This window comes from Leptospira kmetyi serovar Malaysia str. Bejo-Iso9 (assembly GCF_000243735.2).
Classification (GTDB): domain Bacteria; phylum Spirochaetota; class Leptospiria; order Leptospirales; family Leptospiraceae; genus Leptospira; species Leptospira kmetyi.
Window position 1 is genome coordinate 2,205,423 of sequence record NZ_AHMP02000003.1, and the last position, 24,616, is coordinate 2,230,038.

General features: G+C 45.6%; 20 protein-coding genes, 1 pseudogene and 1 riboswitch. Of the genes and pseudogenes, 14 read left to right on the forward strand and 7 right to left on the reverse strand.

Annotated features, from left to right (window positions below):
• The first annotated feature begins 72 nt into the window (after positions 1-72).
• The 6 genes and pseudogenes from LEP1GSC052_RS12640 (at position 73) to xrtN (ending at position 7,566) form a co-directional block, all read left to right on the forward strand.
• Positions 73-1,168 (forward strand): annotated as a pseudogene (locus LEP1GSC052_RS12640) (sensor histidine kinase).
• Complete coding sequence (locus tag LEP1GSC052_RS12645; RefSeq protein WP_040913009.1) at positions 1,131-1,799, forward strand: response regulator; 669 nt, start codon at positions 1,131-1,133, stop codon at positions 1,797-1,799. The pseudogene LEP1GSC052_RS12640 and the gene LEP1GSC052_RS12645 overlap by 38 nt, the downstream one beginning before the upstream one ends.
• A gap of 263 nt (positions 1,800-2,062) precedes the next feature.
• Positions 2,063-2,518 carry a MarR family winged helix-turn-helix transcriptional regulator gene (locus LEP1GSC052_RS12650; RefSeq protein WP_040913010.1) on the forward strand — a complete coding sequence of 152 codons (456 nt, stop codon included), beginning with the start codon at positions 2,063-2,065 and terminating at the stop codon, positions 2,516-2,518.
• 12 nt (positions 2,519-2,530) lie between these two features.
• Complete coding sequence (locus LEP1GSC052_RS12655; protein WP_010573866.1) at positions 2,531-3,196, forward strand: hypothetical protein; 666 nt, start codon at positions 2,531-2,533, stop codon at positions 3,194-3,196.
• 282 nt (positions 3,197-3,478) lie between these two features.
• On the forward strand, positions 3,479-6,112 hold the full coding sequence (locus LEP1GSC052_RS12660; RefSeq protein WP_010573865.1) for an XrtN system VIT domain-containing protein: 2,634 nt from the start codon (positions 3,479-3,481) through the stop codon (positions 6,110-6,112).
• Positions 6,113-6,177: 65 nt separating this feature from the next.
• Complete coding sequence (xrtN, locus tag LEP1GSC052_RS20960; protein ID WP_020986634.1) at positions 6,178-7,566, forward strand: exosortase N; 1,389 nt, start codon at positions 6,178-6,180, stop codon at positions 7,564-7,566.
• A gap of 68 nt (positions 7,567-7,634) precedes the next feature.
• Here xrtN and LEP1GSC052_RS12670 read toward each other — a convergent pair whose 3' ends face one another.
• The 5 genes from LEP1GSC052_RS12670 to LEP1GSC052_RS12690 all read right to left on the reverse strand — a co-directional run bounded on the left by LEP1GSC052_RS12670 (position 7,635) and on the right by LEP1GSC052_RS12690 (position 13,674).
• Complete coding sequence (locus LEP1GSC052_RS12670; protein WP_244265297.1) at positions 7,635-8,372, reverse strand: DUF1554 domain-containing protein; 738 nt, start codon at positions 8,370-8,372, stop codon at positions 7,635-7,637.
• A gap of 17 nt (positions 8,373-8,389) precedes the next feature.
• Positions 8,390-9,208, reverse strand: coding sequence for a fibronectin type III domain-containing protein (locus tag LEP1GSC052_RS12675; protein ID WP_020985909.1), 819 nt, complete (start codon positions 9,206-9,208; stop codon positions 8,390-8,392).
• A 4-nt stretch (positions 9,209-9,212) separates the two neighbouring features.
• The gene (locus tag LEP1GSC052_RS12680; RefSeq protein WP_010573861.1) at positions 9,213-10,859 is read right to left on the reverse strand and encodes a hypothetical protein; all 1,647 of its coding nucleotides are present in this window, start codon (positions 10,857-10,859) and stop codon (positions 9,213-9,215) included.
• Positions 10,856-13,084, reverse strand: a complete 2,229-nt coding sequence (locus tag LEP1GSC052_RS12685; protein WP_010573860.1) for an adenylate/guanylate cyclase domain-containing protein — start codon at positions 13,082-13,084, stop codon at positions 10,856-10,858. The genes LEP1GSC052_RS12680 and LEP1GSC052_RS12685 overlap by 4 nt, the downstream gene beginning before the upstream one ends.
• Positions 13,085-13,239: 155 nt before the next feature.
• Positions 13,240-13,674 carry a YHS domain-containing (seleno)protein gene (locus LEP1GSC052_RS12690; RefSeq protein ID WP_010573859.1) on the reverse strand — a complete coding sequence of 145 codons (435 nt, stop codon included), beginning with the start codon at positions 13,672-13,674 and terminating at the stop codon, positions 13,240-13,242.
• Positions 13,675-13,778: 104 nt separating this feature from the next.
• On the opposite strand from LEP1GSC052_RS12690, the gene LEP1GSC052_RS12695 reads away from it, so the two are divergent.
• Together LEP1GSC052_RS12695 and LEP1GSC052_RS12700 are read left to right on the forward strand one after the other, a co-directional pair.
• On the forward strand, positions 13,779-14,816 hold the full coding sequence (locus LEP1GSC052_RS12695) for a mechanosensitive ion channel family protein (protein ID WP_010573858.1): 1,038 nt from the start codon (positions 13,779-13,781) through the stop codon (positions 14,814-14,816).
• Complete coding sequence (locus tag LEP1GSC052_RS12700; protein WP_010573857.1) at positions 14,813-15,652, forward strand: LA_0991 family prenyltransferase-like protein; 840 nt, start codon at positions 14,813-14,815, stop codon at positions 15,650-15,652. The genes LEP1GSC052_RS12695 and LEP1GSC052_RS12700 overlap by 4 nt, the downstream gene beginning before the upstream one ends.
• On the opposite strand, the gene LEP1GSC052_RS12705 is transcribed toward LEP1GSC052_RS12700, so the two are convergent.
• Positions 15,639-16,358: a fatty acid desaturase CarF family protein gene (locus tag LEP1GSC052_RS12705; RefSeq protein ID WP_010573856.1), complete on the reverse strand. Its 720-nt coding sequence runs from the start codon at positions 16,356-16,358 to the stop codon at positions 15,639-15,641. The two genes, LEP1GSC052_RS12700 and LEP1GSC052_RS12705, sit on opposite strands and share 14 nt — an antisense overlap.
• A 125-nt stretch (positions 16,359-16,483) precedes the next feature.
• On the opposite strand from LEP1GSC052_RS12705, the gene LEP1GSC052_RS12710 reads away from it, so the two are divergent.
• The 4 genes from LEP1GSC052_RS12710 (at position 16,484) to LEP1GSC052_RS12725 (ending at position 19,793) form a co-directional block, all read left to right on the forward strand.
• Positions 16,484-16,882: a DUF2721 domain-containing protein gene (locus LEP1GSC052_RS12710; protein ID WP_010573855.1), complete on the forward strand. Its 399-nt coding sequence runs from the start codon at positions 16,484-16,486 to the stop codon at positions 16,880-16,882.
• Between the two features lie 166 nt (positions 16,883-17,048).
• Positions 17,049-17,855, forward strand: coding sequence for an SDR family oxidoreductase (locus LEP1GSC052_RS12715; protein WP_010573854.1), 807 nt, complete (start codon positions 17,049-17,051; stop codon positions 17,853-17,855).
• A gap of 23 nt (positions 17,856-17,878) precedes the next feature.
• Positions 17,879-18,805 carry an alpha/beta hydrolase gene (locus LEP1GSC052_RS12720; RefSeq protein WP_010573853.1) on the forward strand — a complete coding sequence of 309 codons (927 nt, stop codon included), beginning with the start codon at positions 17,879-17,881 and terminating at the stop codon, positions 18,803-18,805.
• Between the two features lie 22 nt (positions 18,806-18,827).
• Positions 18,828-19,793, forward strand: a complete 966-nt coding sequence (locus tag LEP1GSC052_RS12725) for a fumarylacetoacetate hydrolase family protein (protein WP_020985621.1) — start codon at positions 18,828-18,830, stop codon at positions 19,791-19,793.
• Between the two features lie 248 nt (positions 19,794-20,041).
• Here the strand turns inward: LEP1GSC052_RS12725 and thiC are convergent, their stop codons facing one another.
• Entirely contained in the window at positions 20,042-21,610 is a 1,569-nt protein-coding gene (gene thiC / locus LEP1GSC052_RS12730; protein WP_010573850.1) for a phosphomethylpyrimidine synthase ThiC, read from the reverse strand.
• Between the two features lie 116 nt (positions 21,611-21,726).
• A riboswitch (TPP riboswitch) is annotated at positions 21,727-21,822 on the reverse strand.
• 444 nt (positions 21,823-22,266) lie between these two features.
• Here thiC and LEP1GSC052_RS12735 point away from each other — a divergent pair.
• Both LEP1GSC052_RS12735 and LEP1GSC052_RS12740 read left to right on the forward strand, forming a co-directional pair.
• Complete coding sequence (locus tag LEP1GSC052_RS12735) at positions 22,267-23,226, forward strand: porin OmpL1 (RefSeq protein ID WP_040913546.1); 960 nt, start codon at positions 22,267-22,269, stop codon at positions 23,224-23,226.
• A gap of 291 nt (positions 23,227-23,517) precedes the next feature.
• Positions 23,518-24,468 (forward strand): porin OmpL1, encoded by a 951-nt coding sequence (locus LEP1GSC052_RS12740; protein WP_040913547.1) that lies wholly within the window; start codon positions 23,518-23,520, stop codon positions 24,466-24,468.
• Positions 24,469-24,616 lie beyond the last annotated feature (148 nt).

Consider the following 24,616-nt stretch of genomic DNA (forward strand, 5'->3'; position numbering starts at 1 on the left):
CCGGGATTTTCTTCCCGGGGCTTCTTTTTTTCTTTTCTTTCTTAGCGGCGCATGAGATTGTTTTAACCTCTTATGCGGGATTTGAAACCTAAGAATCGAAAACTTCCTTCCTCTCCGGCAATCTTAGAATCGGGTCTTTCTCCCAAATTCTTTTTGAATCTTCTGAAAGAGATTTCTCCGATCGTTGCGATCGACGACAAACAAACGATTCTTTTTGCGAACGAATCCTTTCGTAAGGAGTTCGCGGGGAGTTCCCGCAATTTAATGGGTAAGAATCTATTTCGAATCTTCGGACTCAATCCGGTCGATCAGGAAGAAATGGAAACCAATATCAATCTTTCCAAAAGAGGAAAGGTTCAAAACCAGGAATTCAGAAAGCAGAAGATCTATTACGGTTATTCCGTGTTCCGTTTCGGAGAAAGCACGGGGATCATTCTCAAGAACATCACCGAAAACAAAAGGTTGGAAAGGAAAATCGCCAATCTTCACACAAAGCTCCTACAATCTCAAGAAGAGGAAAGAATCCGACTTTCGCGGGAACTCCACGACGGCGTGGGACAAACCATTCTCGCGGCCAAACTCAACTTCCAAGCCTACAGTAGAAATCCGAAAATCTACGAAGCTCAGTTCGACACCGGGCTATTGTTGATCGATAAGGCGAGTCAGGAACTTCGAGATATTTATACGAACCTTCACCCTTCCACTTTGCGGGAAATCGGTTTGGAAGCCGCGATCCGAGCGCTGAGTTCCGACTTATTTCCTCCGACCGACGTGATCGCCGATTTGGATCTCAACCTAAAACCGGATCTTCAACCGACGATCGCCAATCAGGTATTTAGAATCGTCCAGGAAATCTTTCAGAACGCGATCAAACATTCTCAAGCGAGAAAGATCTCTTTGAAGATCCACGTCAAAGGAAGGCAATTATCCTTGGACGCAAAGGACGACGGAATCGGTTTTCAAGAACGAAAGGTCAGAGCAAGGTCTTCCGGTTTTGGACTTGAAAATATAAGAAGAAGAGTGGAAGATTTAAACGGAAAATTTAAGATTGATTCTTCCGCCGGAAAAGGTACTAAGTTCATCATTCGAATTCCTTTGGAAAAAAACAAAACAACATCCACCAAAAAAATATGAAACCTGCTGTGACAAAAATATTCTTAGTCGATGATCACGCCATTCTCAGAGAAGGGCTTAAGATGATTCTATCCGGACAAACCGGTTTTGAAATCTGCGGAGAATCCGGAGACGCGGAAAAGGCGTTGGATCAAATCGGCAAATTGAATCCAGACTTGGTGATCACCGATATTTCCATGCCGGGCTTGAGCGGAATCGATCTCGTAAAAAATCTGAGAAAGTATTATCCGAACATTCGAACCATCATTCTTTCCCGCCACGACAACAAAGAATACGTTCAAAAATTATTGGAACTCGGAATCAACGGTTACGTTTTGAAAGACGACGCTGGCAACGATCTTCTTCGCGCGATCGAAGCGGTTCACAAAGGGGAAACGTATTTGAGTCCGGGAATCACCGCTCATTTCTTATCCGGCTTTGTGGGCGGTAAACCGGGAGAAGAAAATCAAGACGCCAAAAAAGCGTTCTCCGTTCTTTCGGATCGTGAAAGAGAAATTTTAAAACTCGTCGCCGAAGGAAATTCCAACGAGTCGATCGGAAAGATCCTGAGAATTTCTCCCGCAACGGTAAAGGTTCACCGCGCGAACATCATGAAAAAATTGGATCTTCATAAGGTGGCCGATCTTGTGATGTATGCGATCCGCGCCGGCTTGATCGAATCCTAACTCGCGATCCATAGAGAGCGAGTTGCTGAGTTCTCGCGACCCATAGGAAGCGAGTTGCTGAGTCTATCCGAACGCGATCCGTAAAGAGCGAGTACTGAGTTTATCGATCGCGACCACGCTCAAACACGATTCCACAAAGAACCCCACTCGCCTCGAGCTCTTTCGAGGTGAGTGACACTTCAGAAAATTTTCGTTTTCGGTTTAAAAAACTCGATAAAAGAATTTGACTGCGTCCCATATAGTTGTATTATACAACTATAAATATGAGCGAGTTTCGAATAGAAAACACTTTGGGATATAGGGTCAATCGTTGCGGAATCGCGATGAGACAGGATTTACGACGTCGGTTTAACGAACAAGGTCATTCGATCACACCGGAAGAATGGATCATATTAAACCGACTTTGGGAAAACGACGGCCTCACCCAAAACGAAATCTCCCAAAAGACCATCAAAGACAAAACTACGGTGACCCGTTTTTTGAGTAAAATGGAAGAGGACGGATTGATCCAAAGAAAATCTTCGAAAGAGGATAAACGGGTCAATCACGTGCATCTTACCGCGAAAGGGAAAAAGCTGAAAGAACTTCTCATTCCGATCGCAAAAGAACTGATGTCGAACGCGGCGGAAGGAATTTCGCATGAACATCTGCGAATCACTCTCGAGACATTGAAGCAAATCGAAACAAATCTATCCAATCTTGATTCTTTACAGGATTGAAGGAGACAAATTATGAATCATGAAAAGAAAATCGGTTTTTTAAACGCGGGAGTAGCCCTCTCGGTTCTTATTTTTGGATGCGTTATGTGCTATCGCACCATTGGAATACCTCCGCTCATCATCATCGGCGGCTCCGGAACCATCGGATTTATCCTATGGTATCGTACATATCTTTGGAATCCGATCGAACCTAAGTTGATCCTTCCCTTATTCGTTTTAACGGTCGCGGGTTTACAGGTTCACTTAGTGGAGGAATTTTTCAGCGGTTTCGGTCCGGCCATGAGCCGATTGTTCAACATACCCTGGACCGAAAGCGGCTTTATGCTGATTTTTATGATGGTCGGTCCGATCATTTACACGTTAACCACATTGGGTCTGTTTTATAAGGTGAGAATCGCTGGTTTCGTCGCTTGGTTTATCTTCATCGGTCCCGGTTTCGCGGAGTTCACACATTTCATCTTTCCTTTGATTCCTCCGGCTATCGAACCCGGAAATTTGGCGAACGTGGATCAGGTGATAAAAGGTACGCTCGTGACGAATATGCCGAACTACTATCTTAAAACCACGGGAGTATATTACTTTTCCGGAATGTGCACCGCGATCCTTCCGATGATCCCCGGAGGTTACGCGATCTATCGTTTGATCCGAGAAAGTAAAAACGCAAAGGTGATCCGATAATTTTCCGCGTAACGACTCGACGAAAAGAATTCGTGATCGGCGATCTTATCGCAGATCGTTCCACGCCGTTTGGACCCGTTTCAAGCGGCGTTTTTTATTCTTTTCTTTTTCTATAAAAACGGGAAAAACTGACTCCGTTCGTACATGCGGAGAATATCTCGTATATACGAACTCCGATCGTCAAGCACCTGAGTGCTTTTCAAAGAACACTTAAGTCGGAGACGAACGCGGATTTTTAGGATACATTCCTGACATCTCCGACCAAGGAAGAACAAAAGAACTATGAGCATACAAAGTAGGATTCAGAATTATTTTTTAAGAAACGTGCAGATTTTTAATTTCGCCGCACCCGCGTGGCTTTGGTTTCTTTCTTTGGTCGGAGCGATCGTCGTATTGGCCGCGTTCGCTTACGCAATCTTGGATCTTGGCATGAGACAAGCCGGGCCCTCAGAGTTTATGGTGTACTTTTTTTTCGGAGGGATCGCGGTTCTATTTCTGCTACTGTTTTCTCTTTTGATCTATTCCCTATTTCCGAATTATAAACCTTTTCTAATATTCACTTTGATTATCTCGGCGATTTGTTTTTCGACGAACTCATACGTTCTCAATCACGAAGTATTTCCTCCGTTTACGGAGAGGACGGTTTGGGTTCTTTGGATATCCTTCTTCGTTCTTACGCTTTCCTTTTTTATGGATAAGATTCCTTCGATCGTATTGCCGTTCTTTCAGCCGATTCTGATTTTGGGAGCATTCGTTTCGACTTCGTTCGCTTTGGTTCTTGCCCCTTTGATGATTTTTAGTTGGGCTCTGGTTTGGATGGCCGGTTTGGGTTTTCTTCCCTACGGTCCGTTGTTCGCGATCACCGCGTTCGGTCGGGCGATTTTTAAAATCCATTCTTCCCTGGAGAACAGTCACAAGAAAATCTCCTCGGTCCTGATCCTGACGACGACCGTTTTGTTTATTAGTTATTCTGCATATTATTTCGTTCAGTGGAATCACGCGGAACAAATTCTTTCCAAACCGGAAACGATCCAAGGAAACAATCGGATCGACGGAGATCTTCCGAGTTGGGTGCAAAAGGCTTCGCGTCTCAGAGTCAATCACGTCACAGAAATGGTTCTTCAACCCGATCGAGGATCACAACTCGGTTTGTTCGCGGCTCAGACTCAGTTCGACCCGCTCGCCTATTTCGCGTCGCAAGGATTCGTTTCGATGTTCCGAACCCGATCCGAAAGAATTTCGGGGGAAGACGCCGGAAAAATGTTGCATCTTCTTTTCGGACAATCACACGCGCACTTGGAACGATTGTGGAGAGGAAACTCTCTGATTACGACGGATATCGATTCTCACGTTCAGATTCATCCGGAACTCAGAGTGTCTTATACCGAAACCACCTTGTCCGTTTATAACGAGAATTCTTCCTCGAACAGACCTTGGATCGGTTTCGGTTCGGCGTTTGCAACGCCCGAAGAGGCGATCTATACGATCACGGTTCCCGAAGGAAGTATCTGCACGAAACTTTCGCTTTGGATCGACGGAGAAGAAAGACCGGCGCGACTTACGTTTCGATCAAAGGCGCATAACGCGTATCGAACGATCGTGGGAACGGAACGAAGAGATCCTTCTTACGTGGAATGGTTGGACGGAAATCGACTTCGTCTTAAAATTTTTCCGGTCGATCCTCAGAACTATAGAATGGTGAGAATCGGAATCGTCTCCCCTCTCAAAGCCGAAAAAAATAAACTCATCTACGAAAGAATCCGTTTCGAAGGTCCTGTCTCCGACTTTGCCGATCAAAACGTAAACGTGGATTTGTTTTCCAAGGCGCCGATCGAGTTGGATACTTCGGGAATTTCCCTCAAAGAAAAAATCGTTTCGGATTCCCAGGTTCGTCAATGGACCGGAAGCGCGGGTTTTAGAGGTTGGTCCTTTTCCATTCCGGCCACGGAACCGTCGGGAACGATTTCGGCCGCAGGTGTGACGTACAACGTGTCTCCCTTGAAAAAACAAGCCGCGCGGTTCGAACCGGATAAAATCGTTGTCGCATTAAATTCCGCGCTTCCCCGATCGGAATGGAAGAACGCGGTTCGTAAGATATATTCTTTCGGAATTCCGGTCACAATCCTGACGAACGAATGGTTTCAGACGAACGACGTCGAAAAAGCGATTCGTTATTTGGACGAATGTGAAATTCCTTCGTTCAATCTTTTTCCGATTCACTTGGAGCAACTTTTGACCGCTAAGGTTTCGGGAAAAAATCCCCTTTGGGTCACGGCCGGGGAAACACAATCGATTCCTTTGGGAGAATTGAGAGGTTCCGAACGTTTTGAAGGAATTCAAACTGCTTCGTCAAAACGATCCGAACCCGTAAAGATCGCCGTATTGAACGGAAAACATTCCGAATACGTAGCGAGCCTCATAGATATCAATCAAGTCGTGTCCGTCGCGGAAAACGAAGAAGAACTTTATAATGTTCTAAAGTATAAAAGCGTAAACATTCCCGTAGACGACGAAAACGAAATCGCGCTTCCCTATTCCGGTTTGACCCTGGAGAAATCGGACAAAACCAAAGAAACGCGACCCGGCTCCGATCTTTTGATCCGAATGGCGATTCAAAGAAAAATTATGAAACAACTCGGAAAACGTTTTTTCGATCGCGATTTGGAAAACGGCGATCTCGTCGATCTCGCAAAGGATGCGATGGTTGTTTCTCCCGTTTCTACGTTGATCGTTTTGGAAACGGAACGCGACTACACGCGTTTCGGAATCAACGCGAATTCTTCCGCACTCGGTCAAAGCAAACTGGAAGCTCCGGGCGCGGTTCCCGAACCGGAAGAATGGTTGTTGTTTGTTTGTATCGTTTTCGGCGCGATCTTCTATTGGAAAACGAAAAAGCGCTATTCGCTTAACAATTAACGGCTCGGTAAAAGAACGGAATCGAAAATAAATAATCGAAGAACGGAACGAAGGTAAAAAAAAATATGACGACTACCTTATTGACGACTTTCGATGCGAGCGCGAAGAGACGCGCGCTTTTTTCGATCGGAATTCTTTCGATCCTCTGTTTGATTCCGATGATTCGAGTCGGACAGGATCTTTTGAGTGCGCGTTCCGTTTTTGAATTGTATCCGATTTTGTTTCTTCCTCTTTTAATCCGATCCCGAACCGAAGACGAAACGATTTCGAATTTCAAAAAAACGATTCTTACGTTTTTGCCGGGAACTCTATTCGTGATTTTCGGAATCGTATTTCAAAGACTCAGCCTCGTATGGATCGGTTCTTTTTGGAATCTTCTTTGTGTGTTTCATCTCGGAGGAATCCGATTCGCATGGCCCGCGCCGTTTTTGATCTTTGCAATTCCTCCGATCACCGGATTCGGCTCCTTGTTTATCGGCTACAAACTTCGTTTGATCGTGACTCAGATAGCGGTTCATTTCATTCAACTTGTGGAAAAGGGATCGATCGCCGTCGGCAATCAAATTCTATTTCACGGAGAATGGTTTTTAGTGGATCGGGTCTGCGAAGGTATGAAGATGGGGCTCGCTTCGATTCTCATCGCAGCGGCGTTTGCGCTTCGATCCGATCGAAGGGGCGCGATTCTGATCGGAATGATCGCGCTTCCACTTTGGTTTTTTTCCAATCTTTGCCGGATTTGTCTCTTGGTTTTATTTCAGATCCCAGCGGCAACTTGGAGACACGAATTCGTAGGAGTCGTTCTTTTTATCTGCGGCGTCGTAATTCCTCTCGCGATCTTATCCTTGATCTTTCCGAACTCCGATCCGAAAGAATTCAATTTTTCGAATATAGTTTTACGTTCTCCTTCGAAAATTCTTTGGTCGATTCTTCCGTTGTTGACGATCGGCTTTTTATTTTCGAACCGTTTGATTCCGATCAACACCCGCTCTTGGCCGTCTCAAATCCACTCGTTTCGATTGGATTCGGAGTCTACGTTGAAAGATCCTCGGATCGCGGTGTATCGTTCGGGCGAGAATTATCTGATCTTAAAAAGGGAATTGTTCGCGATCGGCACCGGTCACGACCCGAGAATCTGCTTCGAAGCCGTGGGATTCTCGTTTACGGAACAAGGCGGAGACAACGGAATCAACCGGGGACAACTCAAAAGTCCGTCCGGGGCGAATCCGATTCTTCTTTGGTGGTTTTCGATCACCGAAAATAATACGTTAGACGAAACTGGATTGGCGAACATAGAGAATCATACGCCTCGGAGATCGACTTCCGAATTGGATTGGAGATGGAAACGTTTTCTGGGAGCAGATGTGATTCAGTGGAATTTATACGGTCCGAACGAAAAAGAACTCTATCGAATTGCGAAAACGATTTCTAAAGATCCGATCGGTTTTGGAATTTGAAAGAGAAGAAACCCAAAACATCATCGTTGTCGCTTATCAAAAACCGATTGCTTTCTTTTAAAACGAAGTCATTGCCGAACACAGACAAGTTTTCGGCTACTATTACAAGGCTGAGTAAAGCCGGCCGCAATGGAAGTATCCGCAGTGGAATTTCCGACTCCGTATTGAGCACTACTTCCCGCGGTTCCATCGCCCCAACTCGAACAATGATCCACGCTCGTAGTCCAATCCGCTTCGATACCGGTCCACCATGAGACCGCCCCGGGATCAATTACACTGAGAGTCGGAAAAACTACAACCCCTCCGGCATTTGTAGTAAACACTTTTACGGGAGAAGCTACGGTTCCTTTATAGTAATCCTGATTGGGAAGAAGAACCCAACTTATATTTTGTGCGGTCGTTGTACAAAAAGCGGTCGTACACGCCCTTCGGGTCGGAGACGCAATCAAAGCCTTGTAATCCGTTCCGGTTCCGGGCAAAGAAGCAAAGTTCGCATTCTTTTCGTTCGCGCATTTCGTATCCGCACCGGCAATGTTTCCTAACGCACCATTGGTGGAAGCGGTTGTTACAAAAATATACTTAAACAAAAGATTCGGATTCGACGGGTTGTTCGTTCCGTTATCGGCCGTGTTGTTTTGATTGAGAAGTCCGAGTAAAAGAACGCTCGAGTTCACATCGGGAAATGGGGTCGAACAGGAAAACAAGAGCCCGACCAAAAGTAAAGAAAATGCCGATTTCAGAATATTCTTACCCGAAATAGAAGCACAAATTTTATCACTTTTGAATATACTAGTTTCATGATGCACAAAATCGTTCTTAAAAATCACTCGAACTCCTTTCGAAAGCTGAGTTCGATCCTTCCCAGGGAAAGAAAAGAATTCGGTTGTATGTTCGGCTGATTCCATCGGGACAATCCTTCCGATTTTGATTCTATCAAAACCGTCGTGGATTGAAAAGAACGTTTTTCCAACCACACGTTCAAGCCGTAACTCAAAAGGGCTAAGACGCCTATTCCCACTTGATTATTTTGATGCGTTTTGTATTCTTTTTTATCCTCGTCCCTTTGTTGAAACAGATAAAAGGAAACGGGAAGCGGAGTCGTCAATGCGGCTAACGTTAAGAATGCGGGATCGTTCGAAGAGGATTGAGAAAGGGAATTTCCGGCCGTTCTTTCCGCGTTACCCGCGATCGCGAGCGCCCCGAACCATAAAAAGATCAAAGAAGCCTTTTTGTGTTCCTTTCTTTCGATCGGAAGCAAACCTGGAACCCAGACCTTCCAAGTGGACACTCCGGTTATGGCCTGTTTTTTTTCGGCTTCGTAAACGCTTTTGGGCCGATCGTGTTCGACAAGAAACGAAGACCACTGACTCCAAGAGGAAGGTTTTCCGAAACGATTGAGCGCCGAAATTCGAAACTCGTATTCTCCGGCGGGAATCAGAAATTCCAAGCTGTTCGTGGCTACCTTTTCCTCCGCGACGAGAGTTTCGGGGTCCGAAATTTTACGGACTTCCACCTTGTATCCGTTGTTTCCCTTTACCTCGTTCCATTCTATGTAAAAGGTGTATTTCTTATCTTCCGAATATGCAGAATAACTAATAAACAAACAAAGCAGAAGTAGAATTTTTCCCGCTAAAGATTTCAATCGTCTATTCCCCTTTTTTACCGGTCGTTTTCGTTTCCGGCGCCGCTAAGTCTTCTCTCAATACGATTTTAAAATCCGCTTTGATTTGATTGGCTTCGTTCCCTTCTTGGATCAAGGTCCAGGAGAATTTTCCCACGTCCAACACGCTTAGATCCGTTAGACGAAACGATTCTCCGTTTACCGAACGTTTGAGAATGGATTCTCCACCCGCCCCGTAAAGATTTAGACTCCATTTTTCGTTCTTGGAGTTCGAGTTGTGTTTCCATCGGAACACGAGCGAATTCTGCCCCGTCATATCCACGGTTCTTCCCTTGATCGGAAACACGAGCGTCGGAATCGAAGAATTTTCCTTATCGTTTTTTATACCGTTCGCATTAGCGGAAGTCGTATTAACTCCGCCGTTCTCCGTATTGTTTGCGGACGACGCGGAACTTTCTTCCGGTTTCGGCGATGTCGCATTAGCAAGGGAAGAATTTTCGGGCTCGACATTCTTTTGTGCGATCTCCGTTTTTTCCACCTGAAAGGAACGCGCTTCGGAAACCGATTCGGTTCCGGGAAGATTGGAGAACGACTTCACTCTCCAATGATATTTTCCGCCGGACAAGGGAATCGATATCGAAGTTTTAAAAACGGTAAGTTGTCTCAGGCCCGTTTTAAAATCGGCGGACTCGGAAATTTCAAGAATATAACCGGTCGCCAATCGGGACGGTTTCCAACGAAAGGATTGCAGGGAAGTTCCTTCGAGGTTCGTGTTCTTCAAAGGAAAAAGCAAGGTGACCGGAGGATTGGGAAGAATTCTAAACTTACGAACCTCGGAGATTTTTTTCTTATCGGCGGAAACAAGTCTCCAGTAGTAGATCCCTTCGGGAAGATTTGCGTCTGCGTATTCTCCCTTAAATTCCTTTTTGAGAATGATCGGATTAAAACTTCGATTTAACGAAATTTCCAATAATCCGACTTGGGAACTCGGATCCGATTTCCATTTGAATCCGATCTTCGCTTCTCCCGTTTCCGGAAAAATCCTATAGTTGTCTTCCGGTTCGATCAGTTTCCATTCTTCCCGAATCGGTATTAAAACGTTTTCTCCGACCTTCGCCTTTTGACCCTCTTGGATTTCTCCGCCCGTTTGATCGGAGCCGATCCATTTGAGTTTTCCTTTGGCGAGTTCGACGAGATTTTCACCGGTCGCTTCTCGCGTTATGCGAAACAGGCTCGGTTCGCTGGAGGACTTTAAAGTTGTCTTTGCCGAAATCAAACTCACGGATTTGCCGGATTGAACCCGCACGGAACCTTCCTCCAATTCGATCAATTCCTCTTCTTCCTTGAGATTGATTACGATCATGGATCTCGGATCCAGTTCGAACTTGGTTCCCGACGTTAAGGTGACGACCGCTTCCGAAAGTTCGTCCGTTCTTACGGAATCGTGATTGAAGATCGGAAAATTCTGTTCCACGTCCTGCCAGATCATTCTATCCGAGAATTTTCTCTGAGCGGTTCTGTATTTGAACGTGATGTTCCCGACGGTTTCCTTTCTTCCTTCTCCGAAATCCGCCGCGCCTTCTCTCCAAAAAAGAAAAAGCGACGCGACGAGCGCGAGAAGGGACAGAACCCCCACGTGAATCTCCTTTCGAAATTTTGAATATAGATTCATGCCAAGGACCGGGAAGGCGATTCGGGATCCGGAATTCCGCACAACACGCGCAATTCCTCCAAAGACTTAGGGCAATCCTGATCGTCTTTCCAACCTAACACCGCGTAGATGGACTGAGGTTTTTCCTTTCCCCGAATCCAAACGGGAGGAAGTTCCACGAAGTTGAAATGATCTTTTCCTTGTTGATAAGTGCTTTCGGAAATCAGGATGTCCGTTCCGAATTCCTTGTTTAAGTATTCGATTCTCGACGCGAGATTGACCGTGTCTCCGATCACGGTGAATTCCAATTTTTTTTCGGAACCGATCTGCCCCACGATCACCGGACCGGAGTTGATTCCGCAACCGAAACGGGTAAACGGTCTTCCGATTTCGTGACCCTTTCGATTGAACTCGATCAAGGCTCTTCGCATTAACAAGGCGGCGTTGATCGCGTTTTTCGGTTCGTTTCCGTCGTGAACGAGCGCGCCCCAATGCGCCATAACCGCGTCCCCGATAAACTTATCCACGATTCCTTGCGTAAGATGAATACATTCCACCATTTCGGTGAAGTACTGATTTAAAAATTCGACGACTTCTTCCGGTCTCATCTTTTCGGACATTCCCGTAAAATTTCGAAGATCGGAAAAGAACACGGTGACTTCCCTGTTTTCTCCTCCGAGTTTCAGATCGGAAGATAACGCGCGTTCGGCGATCTCCTTGTTCACGAACTTACCGAAGGTGCTTTTGATTTTTTCCCGTTCTTCGAGTCCTCTCGCCATTCTTAAGAACAAATTGGTGAGAACCCCGACTTCGTCGTGTGTGGTCGGACGTATGTCTACGTGATAATTTCCCTGCTCGACCTTTCTCGTCGCGGTAAGAAGTTGAATGATCGGAATCGTAAGAGTTCTCGAAAATACGAACACGACGAAAAACGCGACGGACAAAACCGAAATCATGATGAGAAGATTCTGTCTTCGGATTTTATAAACCGCTTCGAACGCGAGATCGGCGTCTAACGTGGAAAGAATTCCGAGCCCGCCGACTTCGAGCTGTTGATACGAACCGAGCATTTCCCTTCCTTCGAAGTCGAAACGTTGCGAACCGTTGTCGGAAGGACTGCGGAGCATATTCTCCACAAGAGGATGTTTTTTATAATCCTTGCCGGAGATCGCCTCCTTATCGTTGGAATGTGCGATCAGATTTCCGGAAGAATCCACCACGAGCATTTGAAAGAAGTCGGTTTGTCTCACGGCAAGAAAGGAATCCAAAAATTCCGTGGCGGAAAAAACCAAACCCGATATTTCGGTTCCGTTTTCGACGGGAAGTAAAACCGCAACGGCCGGGAAACCAAACTCGGAAGAAACATTCAAAACTTCTAATGTACCGGACAAACGAGAGGACGCTTTTTCCAAAGCGGTTTTCAGAGTTTCGGGATCGGGAACTCCCGAAACGGAATTGTTTTTTAGGAATTTCAAATTCCAAAACAAGGAACTGATCTCGCGGACGGATTCTCCCGGTTTGGATCGGAAACGCACGTAAGCGACCGCATTCGAGTTTGCCCGGAAGAATTTTTCGGATTCGGCGGGACGGAAATCCTGAATCTTGCGGGTGGTTTCCTTGAGTTGTCCGCTTAGTTGAAGACCGGTCATTCTCGCCAAAGAAAGGTTGTATTCCTGGATGAGAATCTCGCTGTACTTTCTGAAAAAATACGTGGCCATCGTAATCATCAAACTCATGCTGATCATGATGATCGCTGAAACGATGGAGAGAAGTTTCACGCGGATCGTAAAACGGGAAGGACGAAACGGCTCGAATTCCTGTCCGTGAATCCGATGAGGATACTTTAGAAAATCATGATATTTTGATTCTATTTCGGATGCGATTCCGCGACGGGTCCAAACGAGACAAGGAGCGTTGTGGGAACGGTTTTTTAAGAATTGAAAAAACTTTTCGGAGGATTCTCCCGTGCCGGAAAGAATCTTATCGCTGTCCGCGGACGAAATCGTAAAACCGCCTTGTTTCAGATCGCGCACGAGTTTTAAAAAGTCGTGGGACTTTTTGAGGGACTCGGCCTCTTTTCCCGGAAGACAAAAAACGACCTCGCGGATTCCGAGCGAAAGTTTCTCGGAAATCAGACTTCGGATTAATAAATCGGGGTCTTCCGAATCGGAATGCAGATTCGGCAATTCTTCCCAACGAATCGGTTGATCGTTCTTCCTTTTCAATAAATCAAGCAGGCTGGACATCCGTTCCCTGTTCTCCTTAATTCTGGAGTAGAATGAAGATGTTTTTTATCCTGTCATCCTAAAATCGAAAATTTAAACAGAAGACATAGTTTTACGGGAACGATTTGAACGAAAACGGACACAAATAGGACAAAGAAGAACTCCCGTTCCGCGTTTTATTTTAGTTTGATCGCGCCCCATTTTTCCCGAGCTTTTTGAATCCAACCGGAAGTGTCCTTTTCCCAAAGAACTTGGACGTCGTGATCGTAGTTGAGATACAACTTTCCGTCTACGATCTTCCATTGATTCGGATCGATACTTACCTTTTCACCCATCGCGATTCCGTACGCGCAATAACCTCCGAACTGAGGGGCGTATTGATCCGGACGTTCGCGAAAGAGTTTTAGATTTTCGGCCGAGGAGAATCTCCAATCGGCTTCCTTCCAACGAAACGAAAATTCCTTTTTACCTTCGACCGGTTTCCCCAAAGTGAAATACGCGACGGGATCATAACCGTTGAGGGCGAGATCCTTCCAAAACGTCTTATTGATTTCGGAAGCGTTTAGGGAAAGAACCGAAAAAAGGACGGCGATCGAGAAAAACTTTTTCATTTTGACCTCGTTTCTTAATTCGATTTAATTTTTCAAATGTTACGCGAAGTGAACGAAAACGATTTGGCCTTGCACGATTGGGATTCGACTGAAAACTATGTTTCATGGATTGGAACTTTCCGCAGATCTGGTTCTCGAAGGAATTTCTGACGGAGCTCGGAACGGCGACGGGAATTTTTCTGTTCGTATTATTTTTCGGTTATGTATTGGGCGATCGAATCGTTCCCCGATTGTCCGGGGTTTTATTTCAGAATAAAATTCCGAGTTCGCATCCGCTCTACAAAGCCGGAAGAAGAATCATCCGTTTGCTTTTCTTTCTGCTCGCGTCCTTTTTGTTTCTTAAATTCTTAAAACCGATTTCCGTTTCCGGAGAAGCCTTCTTTTTGGGGTTTAGAATTCTTTCGATCATCCTTTTGACGTTCGCGCTCGTTCATCTTTTTTCGGCGGTGTTCGAAACGTATTCCGAAAAAACGGACGGTTTGATCTCTTCCGCGTCCATCATCAGCAACGTGATCCGAATTACGTTATTCGCCATCGGGGTTCTTTTGATTTTACAATCGCTCGGGATTTCGATCGCGCCGATCCTGGGAGCGCTCGGAGTCGGAGGTCTTGCGGTCGCTTTGGGTTTACAACCCACTTTATCGAATTTGTTTTCGGGTTTGAGCATTCTGCTCGGCAAACAACTCAAAAAAGGTGATTACGTTCGGCTTCAAGGGGAGAATCTGGAAGGTTACGTGCAGGACATCACCTGGAGAAGCACCACGATCCGGAGATTCAACAACAGCACGATCGTAGTTCCGAACTCGGTGATGGCGTCTTCGGTTTTTACGAACTTCGATCTTCCCACGAAAGAATTTTCGATTCAGATAGAAGTCGGCGTCGCTTATCAATCCGATCTGGAAAAAGTGGAATCCCTTTCCGTCGAAATCGGAAAGGAAGTTCTCGGAAAATTCTATAAGACGACTTCCGCGCCCGAGGTTTCCTTCGCTTATCAAAAGTTCGGGGAGAATTCGATCGACTTTAAGGTCGTTCTTCCTTCGCTCGAGTTCACGGATCAATTTCCGATCAAACACGAATTCATCAAACTTCTTCATTCCCGTTTTCAAACGGAAGGAATCGAACTCCGTCTTCAGAAAAAATGATCCGCGGCGTCTTCAAAAGAATATTCTACTATTGGAATGTGCTGAGCGTCGACATAGTATGCGGTTCGGTCGCTTCGGCGTGGTTCGCGTCCTCCATTCTCCATACGAAAATGAGAACCGCGTTTTGGTTTTTATTACCGGCCGCCGTTTGGGTGATCTACAGCGCGGATCATCTCGTGGACGGCTGGAAACTGCGCGAAAAAAGCGAAAATCAACGCCACGAATTCCATTATAAAAATAGAATATTCTTAAGCATTGTCACCTTGTTCACCGCGATCGTTTGTTTCGTTTGCGGAATCCTGTTTCTTCGGGAATGGGTTTGGACCGTCGCATTGATCATAGGAAGTTTCGTATTTCTGCACATGGCATTTGCGTATTTGCAAGTTTCCTTTTTTTGGAAGGAATGTTCGGTCGCGGTTCTTTATACCGCCGGGATTTGGTTCGGGCCGATCCTATTGACCGAAAACGCGTCCGATGAAATCTGGATTCCCTGTTTGTTGTTTTTTATCGCGGCCTTATGCAATTCTTTCGTGAATTCTTATATGGAAAGGGAAATCGATCGAAAGGAAAACGCGGAATCCATTCTAAGACAAGTTTCTCCGGGCGCCTTGAAAAAATCCGTTTTCACGTTAGGCGCAATCGGAATGGCTTTGAATCTTTTTTGGCTCGGGAAAAATAGCGGATCGATTCTTCCCGAATTTCTGTTTCTGAGTTTAGGTTTTTGGATTCCTACGCAGATTCTTCTTTTTGAAAATTCTTTTCAGAAAAATCAAATGTATAGAATTTTCGGAGAAGGTTATTTTATTCTCGCCTGCCTTCCGGTTATGGTTCGGTGATCGTTTCCGCTTTGACTGCGGGTGGGATCCGTAAAATCCAACGAAGCGCGTCGTAAAACTTCAGAGTTTTCAGAACGGGATTCAACCAACCCGTAGTGATGCAAAAATACGTGTCGTGCGGCGGAGTATGATGCACCTTGTGATGCGCCGGACCCAAAATCAATTTATACTTTTGTAATGTTTTAATAAATGCGTTCGGAGAATCCTGATGCGCCCATTTGTGGATCTGATTCGTCGCAAAAATTCCCCACAAAAGAAAAAACCAAAACAAAGCGATCAAAGAACTTACGACCCCTTCGGACTCCCAAAAGAAAACATAATATACTAATATAGGAAGGGAAACCAGACAGTTATTTCCGTTGGTTTCTATAAAATCGTGTCTTGTGATTCCCTTAGGATCGACGTGATGATCTCGGAACGGGAAGATAAACGCGGGACCGAAAATCGGAGTCGTTTCGGAACCGACGCTGTCGCCTAAAAAATGAACCAAACCCGAAATGAAATCGGCTCCGAGCCAGGACAACAAAACGACCGAAGGAATCGCCCAAAGAAGATAGGAATTCGAAACGGAATCGTTCTCAAGGATTTGAAAAAGTCGAAAACCCAAATAGACGGATAAAAAAACGAAAGCGATGACGCTGAGAGTTTCGAAAATTCTATGAATCGTAAGATCCGGTCTTTGAAGCGGAGTTGGTTCTGGTTTCATACGTTTGCCTTTTGTATTCTTATCATAGATAAGAATTCAGGCGAGATTTTTTCGACGAAGAATGCGTCCGTCGCAAAAAAAATGAAACTTTACAGAGAGATCCTTCGTTCGATTCTAAGTTTGAGATGACTCCTCTTTCGTTCAATACTCCCGGCTTATTGTTTCCGGCGATTTCGCTTTTGATGCTCGCATATACGAATCGTTTTTTGGGTCTTGCCAATCTTGCGAGACAACTCATCGGAAAGTATCAGGAGAATAAAAATCCGGATCTTCTTTCCCAGATTCGAAACCTACGCTTTCGTCTTTCTTTGATTCGACATACGCAAAGCATGGGAGTTTTGAGTTTACTTTCCTGCACTTCTTGTCTGACCGTTCTCGCCTTCGATCTTCAACAAACGGCTTGGATTCTTTTCGGGGTCGCCCTTCTTTGTTTGGTCGCGTCTCTTTGTATTTGCCTTTTGGAAATTCATCTTTCGGTTCACGCTTTGGACATAGAAATGCACGCGTTGGACAAAAACGACTGATCGATTTATAAATCCGATCGACGAATCTTTCTTCCCCGCAAAAGTGCGTTCCGAATCGTCTTCGTTTGGATAGGCGATTCTTCGCATTAAAATTCCGTTCGGCACGGAAGAATTCTTGAAATCCTTTTCCGTTCTTAGAAAACGTTTCCTTTTGTGAGGAATTATAATGAACGAAACATTTTATAAGGACAAGGTCGTTTGGATCACGGGAGCCTCTTCCGGGATCGGAGAGGAACTCGTAAAGGAAGCGGCCAAAAGGGGCGCGAAGATCGTCCTTTCCGCAAGAAGAACCAAGGAATTGGAACGGGTCAAAAAAGAATGCGGACTTACCAAAACGAACAGTTTGATTCTTCCCTTAGATTTAGAAGATTATAAAAAACTAAAGAACATTCCTAAAAAAGTAGTCGATCAGTTCGGGCGCATCGACGTTCTAATCAACAACGGAGGAATCAGCCAACGCTCCTATACGTACGAAACTTCTTTAGAAACTTATGAAAAACTCATGGACGTGAATTACTTCGGGAACATCGCGCTTTCACTCGCGGTGCTTCCCGTTCTCCGCAAACAAAACGGAGGAACGATCGCATCGATTTCAAGCGTGGCAGGTTTGTTCGGAGTTCCTCTTCGAAGCGGATACAGCGCGACCAAGGCCGCCCTCACCGGTTTTTACGAATCCTTACGCGCCGAAAACGTAAAGGAAAACGTAAAGGTTTCGTTGATTTATCCGGGCTTTATCAGAACGCAGATTTCCAACAACGCCCTTAAAGGGGACGGAAGCAAACAGGGAAGAATGGACGAGGTGATCGAAAAGGGAATCGCACCGGACGAATGTGCCCGCAGAATCTTGGACGGAATCGCGGAAGACAAACTTAAGATCGTCATCGCGGGAAGCCGAGAAAGGCTCGGAATTTTTATGTATAAATTCTTTCCCGGAATTTTCGCGAAGATGATCGCCAAAGCCAAAGTCCACTAATCATTGTTATACGGAATGATCCAATGAAAAAGAATTCGATTCGAAACGCGTTCGTCGCCGTTCTTTGTCTACTTTCTCTCGCGTTTTTGCTTTGGTCCTTATGGAATCCGCTCCCCATCGTCAAGTTCGTTCTTCGTTATACGGACGTGATGGAAAGGATTCGAAAAAATTCTCCCTTGCCTCCGAAAGGAGTCGCACTGGATCACACAGTGGAAGTTATCAAAGTCAAGAACACGACCGCGATTTGGCTCGATCGAAAAAATTCCTTCCAAGGCGTTCTCGTTTATCTTCACGGTGGTGCGTATCTCAAAGGTCCATTTGAAACGCAGTGGAAATACGTTTCGAGAATGATTCGAAAAACTTCCATGGCCGCTCTTGTGATCGATTACAAAATGCCTCCCGGATTTCCGTTTCCGCACGGACTCGAAGGCTCGTTGGAATTGATCCGCGAACTGCAAAAAGAAGGCTCTCTCGCGAATCGTTGGTTTTTGTTAGGCGACAGCGCGGGCGGAGGTTTGGCTCTTGCGATCGCGTTTCGTCTGAGAGAAACGAAGTCCTCTCTTCCGCAAGGTTTGATTCTCATGTCGCCTTGGCTCGATTTAAACATGGACAATCCGAACGTGGATCTCGTCGCGCCGGAGGATCCGATGCTTAAGAAAAAATTTCTGATCGATTCGGCAAATCAATACGCGCCTAACGCGGATTTAAAGAATCCTTTGATTTCTCCCGTGTACGGTGACGTGAAAGGTTTGCCTCCGATTCTGTTGCAAACGGGAACCTCGGACATACTTTTACCCGATATCCGAAAGTTTTACGAAAAGTGTAAGGAGAACGGAGTTTCGATTCGATATGAAGAATATCCCGAAGCGTTTCACGTTTTTATGATGTTGAATCCGCTGAAGGAAGCGAGAAGAGCGATCGATTCTCAAAAAGAATTTTTACTTCGGTAATACGTTAGGCGGCTTTGCATTTATGGCGACAAACTACATTCGATTCGTCAAAAAGAATCATATCGATTGGGGGAAAATCGAAAACGGAAACGTTCTCCCCTTACACTGCGGAGATAGATCCACAAAAGACTTTCTCGAATTTGTTCGGAAAAAAAAGAAACCCGCGAAGACGAAGACCCAAACAAAAACGCAAAGTCTTTCTTTAAAAACCGTTTCGATTCTTTCGCCGATCACTGCTCCGTGTCAGATTCTTTGTCAAGGCGCCAACTACAGACAACATCTGATCGAATCGGGTCTCGATCCGGATGAAAAAAATTACAATCTATTCTTCACAAAATCGGACGCTTCCCTTTCTGTTCCGATCGGAGAAGTCGTTCGGCCCGCGCACGTAAAACTTTTAGATTATGAGATCGAACTCGGTCTCGTGTTCGGAAAAGGTTTCGATCAACCTCTTGCAAAGAATTCCTCGAATATAAGCGAATACATAGCCGCATTCTTTATGGCAAACGACGTTTCCGCGAGAGACATACAACTTCCGCAAATGCAGTGGTATAAGGGAAAATCGTATCGAACCTTTTGTCCTGCCGGTCCTTATCTCGCCGTTTTGGACCCGGGGGATTTCGAAGTTTTGGGTTCGTTGGAATTGAATCTTTCGGTAAACGGAGAAGTCCGTCAAAAAGACAAGGCTTCCAATCTGGTTTTCAATCCGATCGAAAGCGTTTTGGAATTATCCGAATTTTGCAACGTTTCACCGGGAGACGTTTTGTTGACGGGAACTCCTTCCGGTTGCGCGCTTCTCGCTCCCGGAAAGTTCATTCAAAATATTGCAAGTCTTTTGCCCGAAAAGAAAAAATGGAAATTGTTCGTCAAGGGTCAGAGTAAACGACGTCAATATCTTCAACCTGGCGACGTCGTTCGTTCCACGATCCGCACTCCGGACGGAAGGATCGATCTCGGAGAACAGATCTTAAACATCGTCTCCGAGTAAATCCAAGTCGGCGGTTCGTTAGACTGCGTCAAAGTCGAAACGAAACCGTCTGGCGAATCCACATTAGTCGAAATTCTCCAAGCGATCTTGAAACTTTGTCCGTTTTGTCAATGCAATTTTCATCGCGCTTGTTTGTCGGACCAAGTTGTTCATCGGAAGAATTTTCGTACGTTCTTTGAAACGTAGTAGTTCCTACATTCTTTCGTCTTCAAAGCAAATCTTCCGGCAACCTGCAGGAGTTCCCACAATCAAGGAGCGCTGTAGATCTCCGCTCCTTGTTCCAAAAATTCTTTGGACTTTTCCTCCATTCCGATCTCGACCGCCTTCGATTCTTCGATTCCTTTTTCTTCCGCGAACTTTCGGAGTTCCTGAGTGAGATTCATCGAACAAAAATGAGGTCCACACATGGAACAAAAGTGCGCGGTCTTCATACGATCCTGAGGAAGCGTTTCATCGTGAAAGGACTTCGCGGTTTCCGGATCCAAAGACAACGCGAACTGATCTTCCCAACGAAATTCAAAACGGGCCTTGCTCAAAAGATTGTCTCTTTCGATCGCGCCCGGATGACCTTTCGCAAGATCCGCAGCGTGCGCCGCGATCTTATACGCGATCACTCCTTGTTTCACGTCCTCTTTATCGGGAAGACCGAGGTGTTCCTTGGGAGTTACGTAACAAAGCATCGCCGTTCCGAACCAACCGATCATCGCTGCCCCGATCGCGGAAGTGATATGATCGTAACCCGGAGCGATGTCCGTGACAAGAGGGCCTAACGTGTAAAACGGAGCTTCCTTGCAGAGTTTCATCTGAAGATCCACATTCTCCTTAATGAGATGCATAGGAACGTGACCCGGACCTTCGATCATCACTTGAATGTCCTCTTCCCAAGCGCGAGAAGTCAACTCGCCCAACGTTTCCAATTCTCCGAACTGAGCCTTATCGTTTGCGTCCGCGATGGAACCCGGACGTAAACCGTCTCCGAGGGAGAATGAAACTCCGTATTTTTTCATAACCTTCAAAATCTCGTCGAAGTGAGTGTATAAAAAATTCTCCTTATGATGCGCGAGGCACCATTTCGCCAAGATCGATCCGCCTCTGGAAACGATTCCCGTCACTCGGTTTGCGGTAAAAGGAATATAACGCAGAAGAACTCCCGCGTGAATCGTAAAATAATCCACGCCTTGTTCGGCTTGTTCCTCGAGCGTCTCCAAGAAAACTTGAATGTTCAAATTCTCCGCTTTGCCCTTCACCTTTTCCAGAGCCTGATAAATCGGAACGGTTCCGATCGGCACGGGAGAATTTCTCAAAATCCATTCTCTCGTTTCGTGAATGTTTTTTCCCGTGGAAAGATCCATCACCGTATCGGCTCCCCATTTGACGGACCAGTGAAGTTTTTCGACTTCCTCTTCGATCGAAGAACCGAGCGCCGAATTTCCGATGTTCGCATTAATTTTTACGAGAAAATTCTTTCCAATGATCATCGGTTCGAGTTCGGGATGGTTTCGGTTCGAGGGAAGAATGGCGCGACCCGACGCGATCTCGGAACGAACGAACTGCGGATTCATATTCTCTCGAATGGCCACATAACGCATCTCTTCGGTGATGATTCCTTTTTTCGCGTAATACATCTGAGAATGGTTCGTGTCGCCCCGATCCAATCGTTTTTGAATCCATTCCTTGCGAAGAGGTGCGATTCCGTTTTTGTAATCGGAAGGGGATTTATCGGAAAGCGCTCCTTCCGTATGATACGATTTGTATTCGGTTCCGTCGGTAAGACGGATCGTTTTGAGTGGGACTTGAAATTCTTGAGTGGGTTCCATACATTCTCCTGACCGCCGGTTTGGAGATGGAACTGAGGGGACGCCGTTAAAAACTAGATATCGAAAAAAATCCGATTCGAAAATATCGAGCGAAAGCGCGACCTTTTCAAAAGAAAAATTTAACTGATCCGTTTTCCTACGCAGGCCTTATCCTGATCAGGTTCCGGGGACTCTCTCAGAGGCTTCGTAAAGCCCCACCCCCAACGGTTTCAAGAGTAGAATCTCAAGAAAAGAATCCGATGACAAGTAGAAAAAGACGTTTTGTTTCCAACCTAACAAGGCGCTTACGGAAGAATTTCCCTTCCGTCCAGTTTCCGAAATGGAGAATCTTCATTTATAACTCTCAGAGTAAAAATCCGCTCAAAGACAAAAAATAAAATCGGTTTTTCCAAAATCTCTCCAGGACCGTTTCGAATTTTTACGTCGCAATTCGGATGAACCTTTGAATCCAAATACATAACATCTGTTATAAATAAGTTAAAAAATGATCGCTCACTTTTTAGAATTTTGGGAACTTTTCAGCCTTTTCGCGAAATCCTGTTTGACACTAATTCGCGAACTTCTAAAGTTTCACCCTGTGTCCGGGATTCAGGAAATAGATACAACTTCCGGAAACACAATCAAATTCAAATTGAATCGTGAGTAAGGAGTTATCAATGGTTCGTAACATGAGTAAGGTGTTGCTTGTCCTAGCCGTACTGTTGTCATCGGTTGCAAGCTTAAGTGCAAAATCATACGCAGTTGTAGGATTCGGTCTTCAATTAGACTTGGGTCAATTAGGTGGAACGATCACAAAAGACGGTTTGGACGCTGCAAGTTATTACGGTCCCGTCCGTTCTTCCAATACTTGTACAGTAGGTGCGGATGCGGGTTGTATCCAAGATCCTTCTAAAGCGGCTGGAACTGGAACATACGTTGGTGTTGCTCCCAGAAGAGCGATCCCTGCTGAAAACAGACTGATCACTCTCGACAGAACAACCGGCGGTTTAGTAAACGCAAGATCCACCAAAGGAGCCATGGTCGGTGGTAACTTGATGGTTGGTTACGAGTCGGATTTTTCAAAGTATTTCTTCTGGAGAGTTGCGGCAGAATACACTCAAAAGATTTCCGGTGGGGTGACTAAGGCTGATATCGCAGGTTACAACATCGTAGACATCACTTGGGGATTCAGCTCCATCGTGATTCCTGCTACAGTAGGTATCAAAATCAACGTAACGGAAGACGCGGCGGTTTATATGGGAGCCGGTTTAAACTACTTCAACGGTGGTTGGTCTTTGAACGGAATGAACAACATCAAATCCGGTTACGATATGTTGACCGCGGCTGGTCTTACAAGCGTTGCAAACTTGTTGAGCGACGGAACGGATCCTGTGGTTACTCGTGAACACACAAGATTTAGAGCTTCCGGAATCGCTCCTAACTTCTTGATCGGAACTCAAGCAAGAATTAGCGATAAAGGTCACGTATTCTTAGAACTCGAAACGATCATGTCTGCGGCTTACGCTGTAGGTAAAACTCAGTCCGTAGGGGGAGCTTCTAACCTTTCTCCTTACCCTGCATATCCGATCGTTGTGGGTGGACAAATCTACAGATTTGGATACAAACACGAACTCTAAGATTGATTCTTAAGAATTCATTTGTAAAAAGGCTCTCCTTGCGAGGGCCTTTTTTTATACCGTCCGCTTTAATCGAAAATCGAAGTTCGGAGATCACCGCCGAATCCCAACGCAAAACAAAACGAAGGTAAAACATGAGCGACTTCCCTCGCGCATCCACGAAACAAGATACGTCAAAAAAATATTGAAGATCCTTTGTTGAAGAACCTTGACAGGAACGTCTCCGAATTTAGCTTCCTAATTTTCGGATCGTCCTTCAAAGCGTAAATGATTCTCAACAAACCCTTATTCTTGATTCGGAATTCGTCTTCTTTCAAGACGATTCTTTTGTTATCCTTATTCTTCCTTTGTAAAAACGTCTCCGCAAAATCCTACTTCGTCGCCGGACTCGGACTTCAATTCGATTTGGGAAACATGGGAGAAGTCATCACAAAAGACGGAATCAATTCCGCGCAATACTACCCGGTTCAATCCTCCAATCCCTGCGACTCGACCAAGGCGGGATGCAATTCAAACGGAACGGTCAGCGGGGTCGCGCTTCGAAGACTGGTCGTTCCCGAAAACAGACTTCTTACGATCGAAAGAACCACGGGCGGAGTATTTCAAGTGGAAAGCGCCCAAGGCGCAATGGTCGGCGGCAATCTTATGGCCGGTTTCGAAAAGGATTTCGGTAAGTATTTCTTTTGGAGAATCTCCGCAAACTACACGCAAAAAATCGCGGGAGGAATCACGAAGGCGAGTTTTATCGGTTATCGTTTTATCGACGCGAACTGGAACTTTCAATCGATCGTAATTCCCGCGACGATCGGAATCAAAATCAATATCACCGAGGACGCTTCCATTTATATGGGAGCTGGTTTGAATTATTATACGGGCGGCTGGGGAATTCGGGGAAGAAACGATTCGAAGACGATCAACGACACGTTAGACGCTCTTGTTCCGAGCGTTCCTCAGTTGGCGTTGGTTCGCGATCTTTTACGGGACGGACCCGATCCACCTTCCGTTCGGGAAAACACTCAGTTTAGAATTTCCGGTTTTTCTCCAAACTGGTTGATCGGAACCCAGGCGAGAATCACGGAAAAGGGTCACGTGTTTTTGGAAGTGGAAACCGTATTCGCATCCAAGATGGATTCGACCACGAGTCAATCTTTGGGAACCGTTTTGAATCTTTCGCCTACTCCCGCTTATCCGATTCAAGTCGGCGGGCAGGTTTTCCGCGCGGGTTACAAACACGAACTTTAAAAACAAAAGCGGGAACTCTTTGGTGGCAATTCCCGCAAATTTCCCGCCGTGCGTCACAGTGAATCCGATTTTTCGTTTGGGATTTGAAAACCGCTGTCGTTGATCCGACAACGGCTTTCCTTTCGATTGAAATTTTTCGAAACTCCGA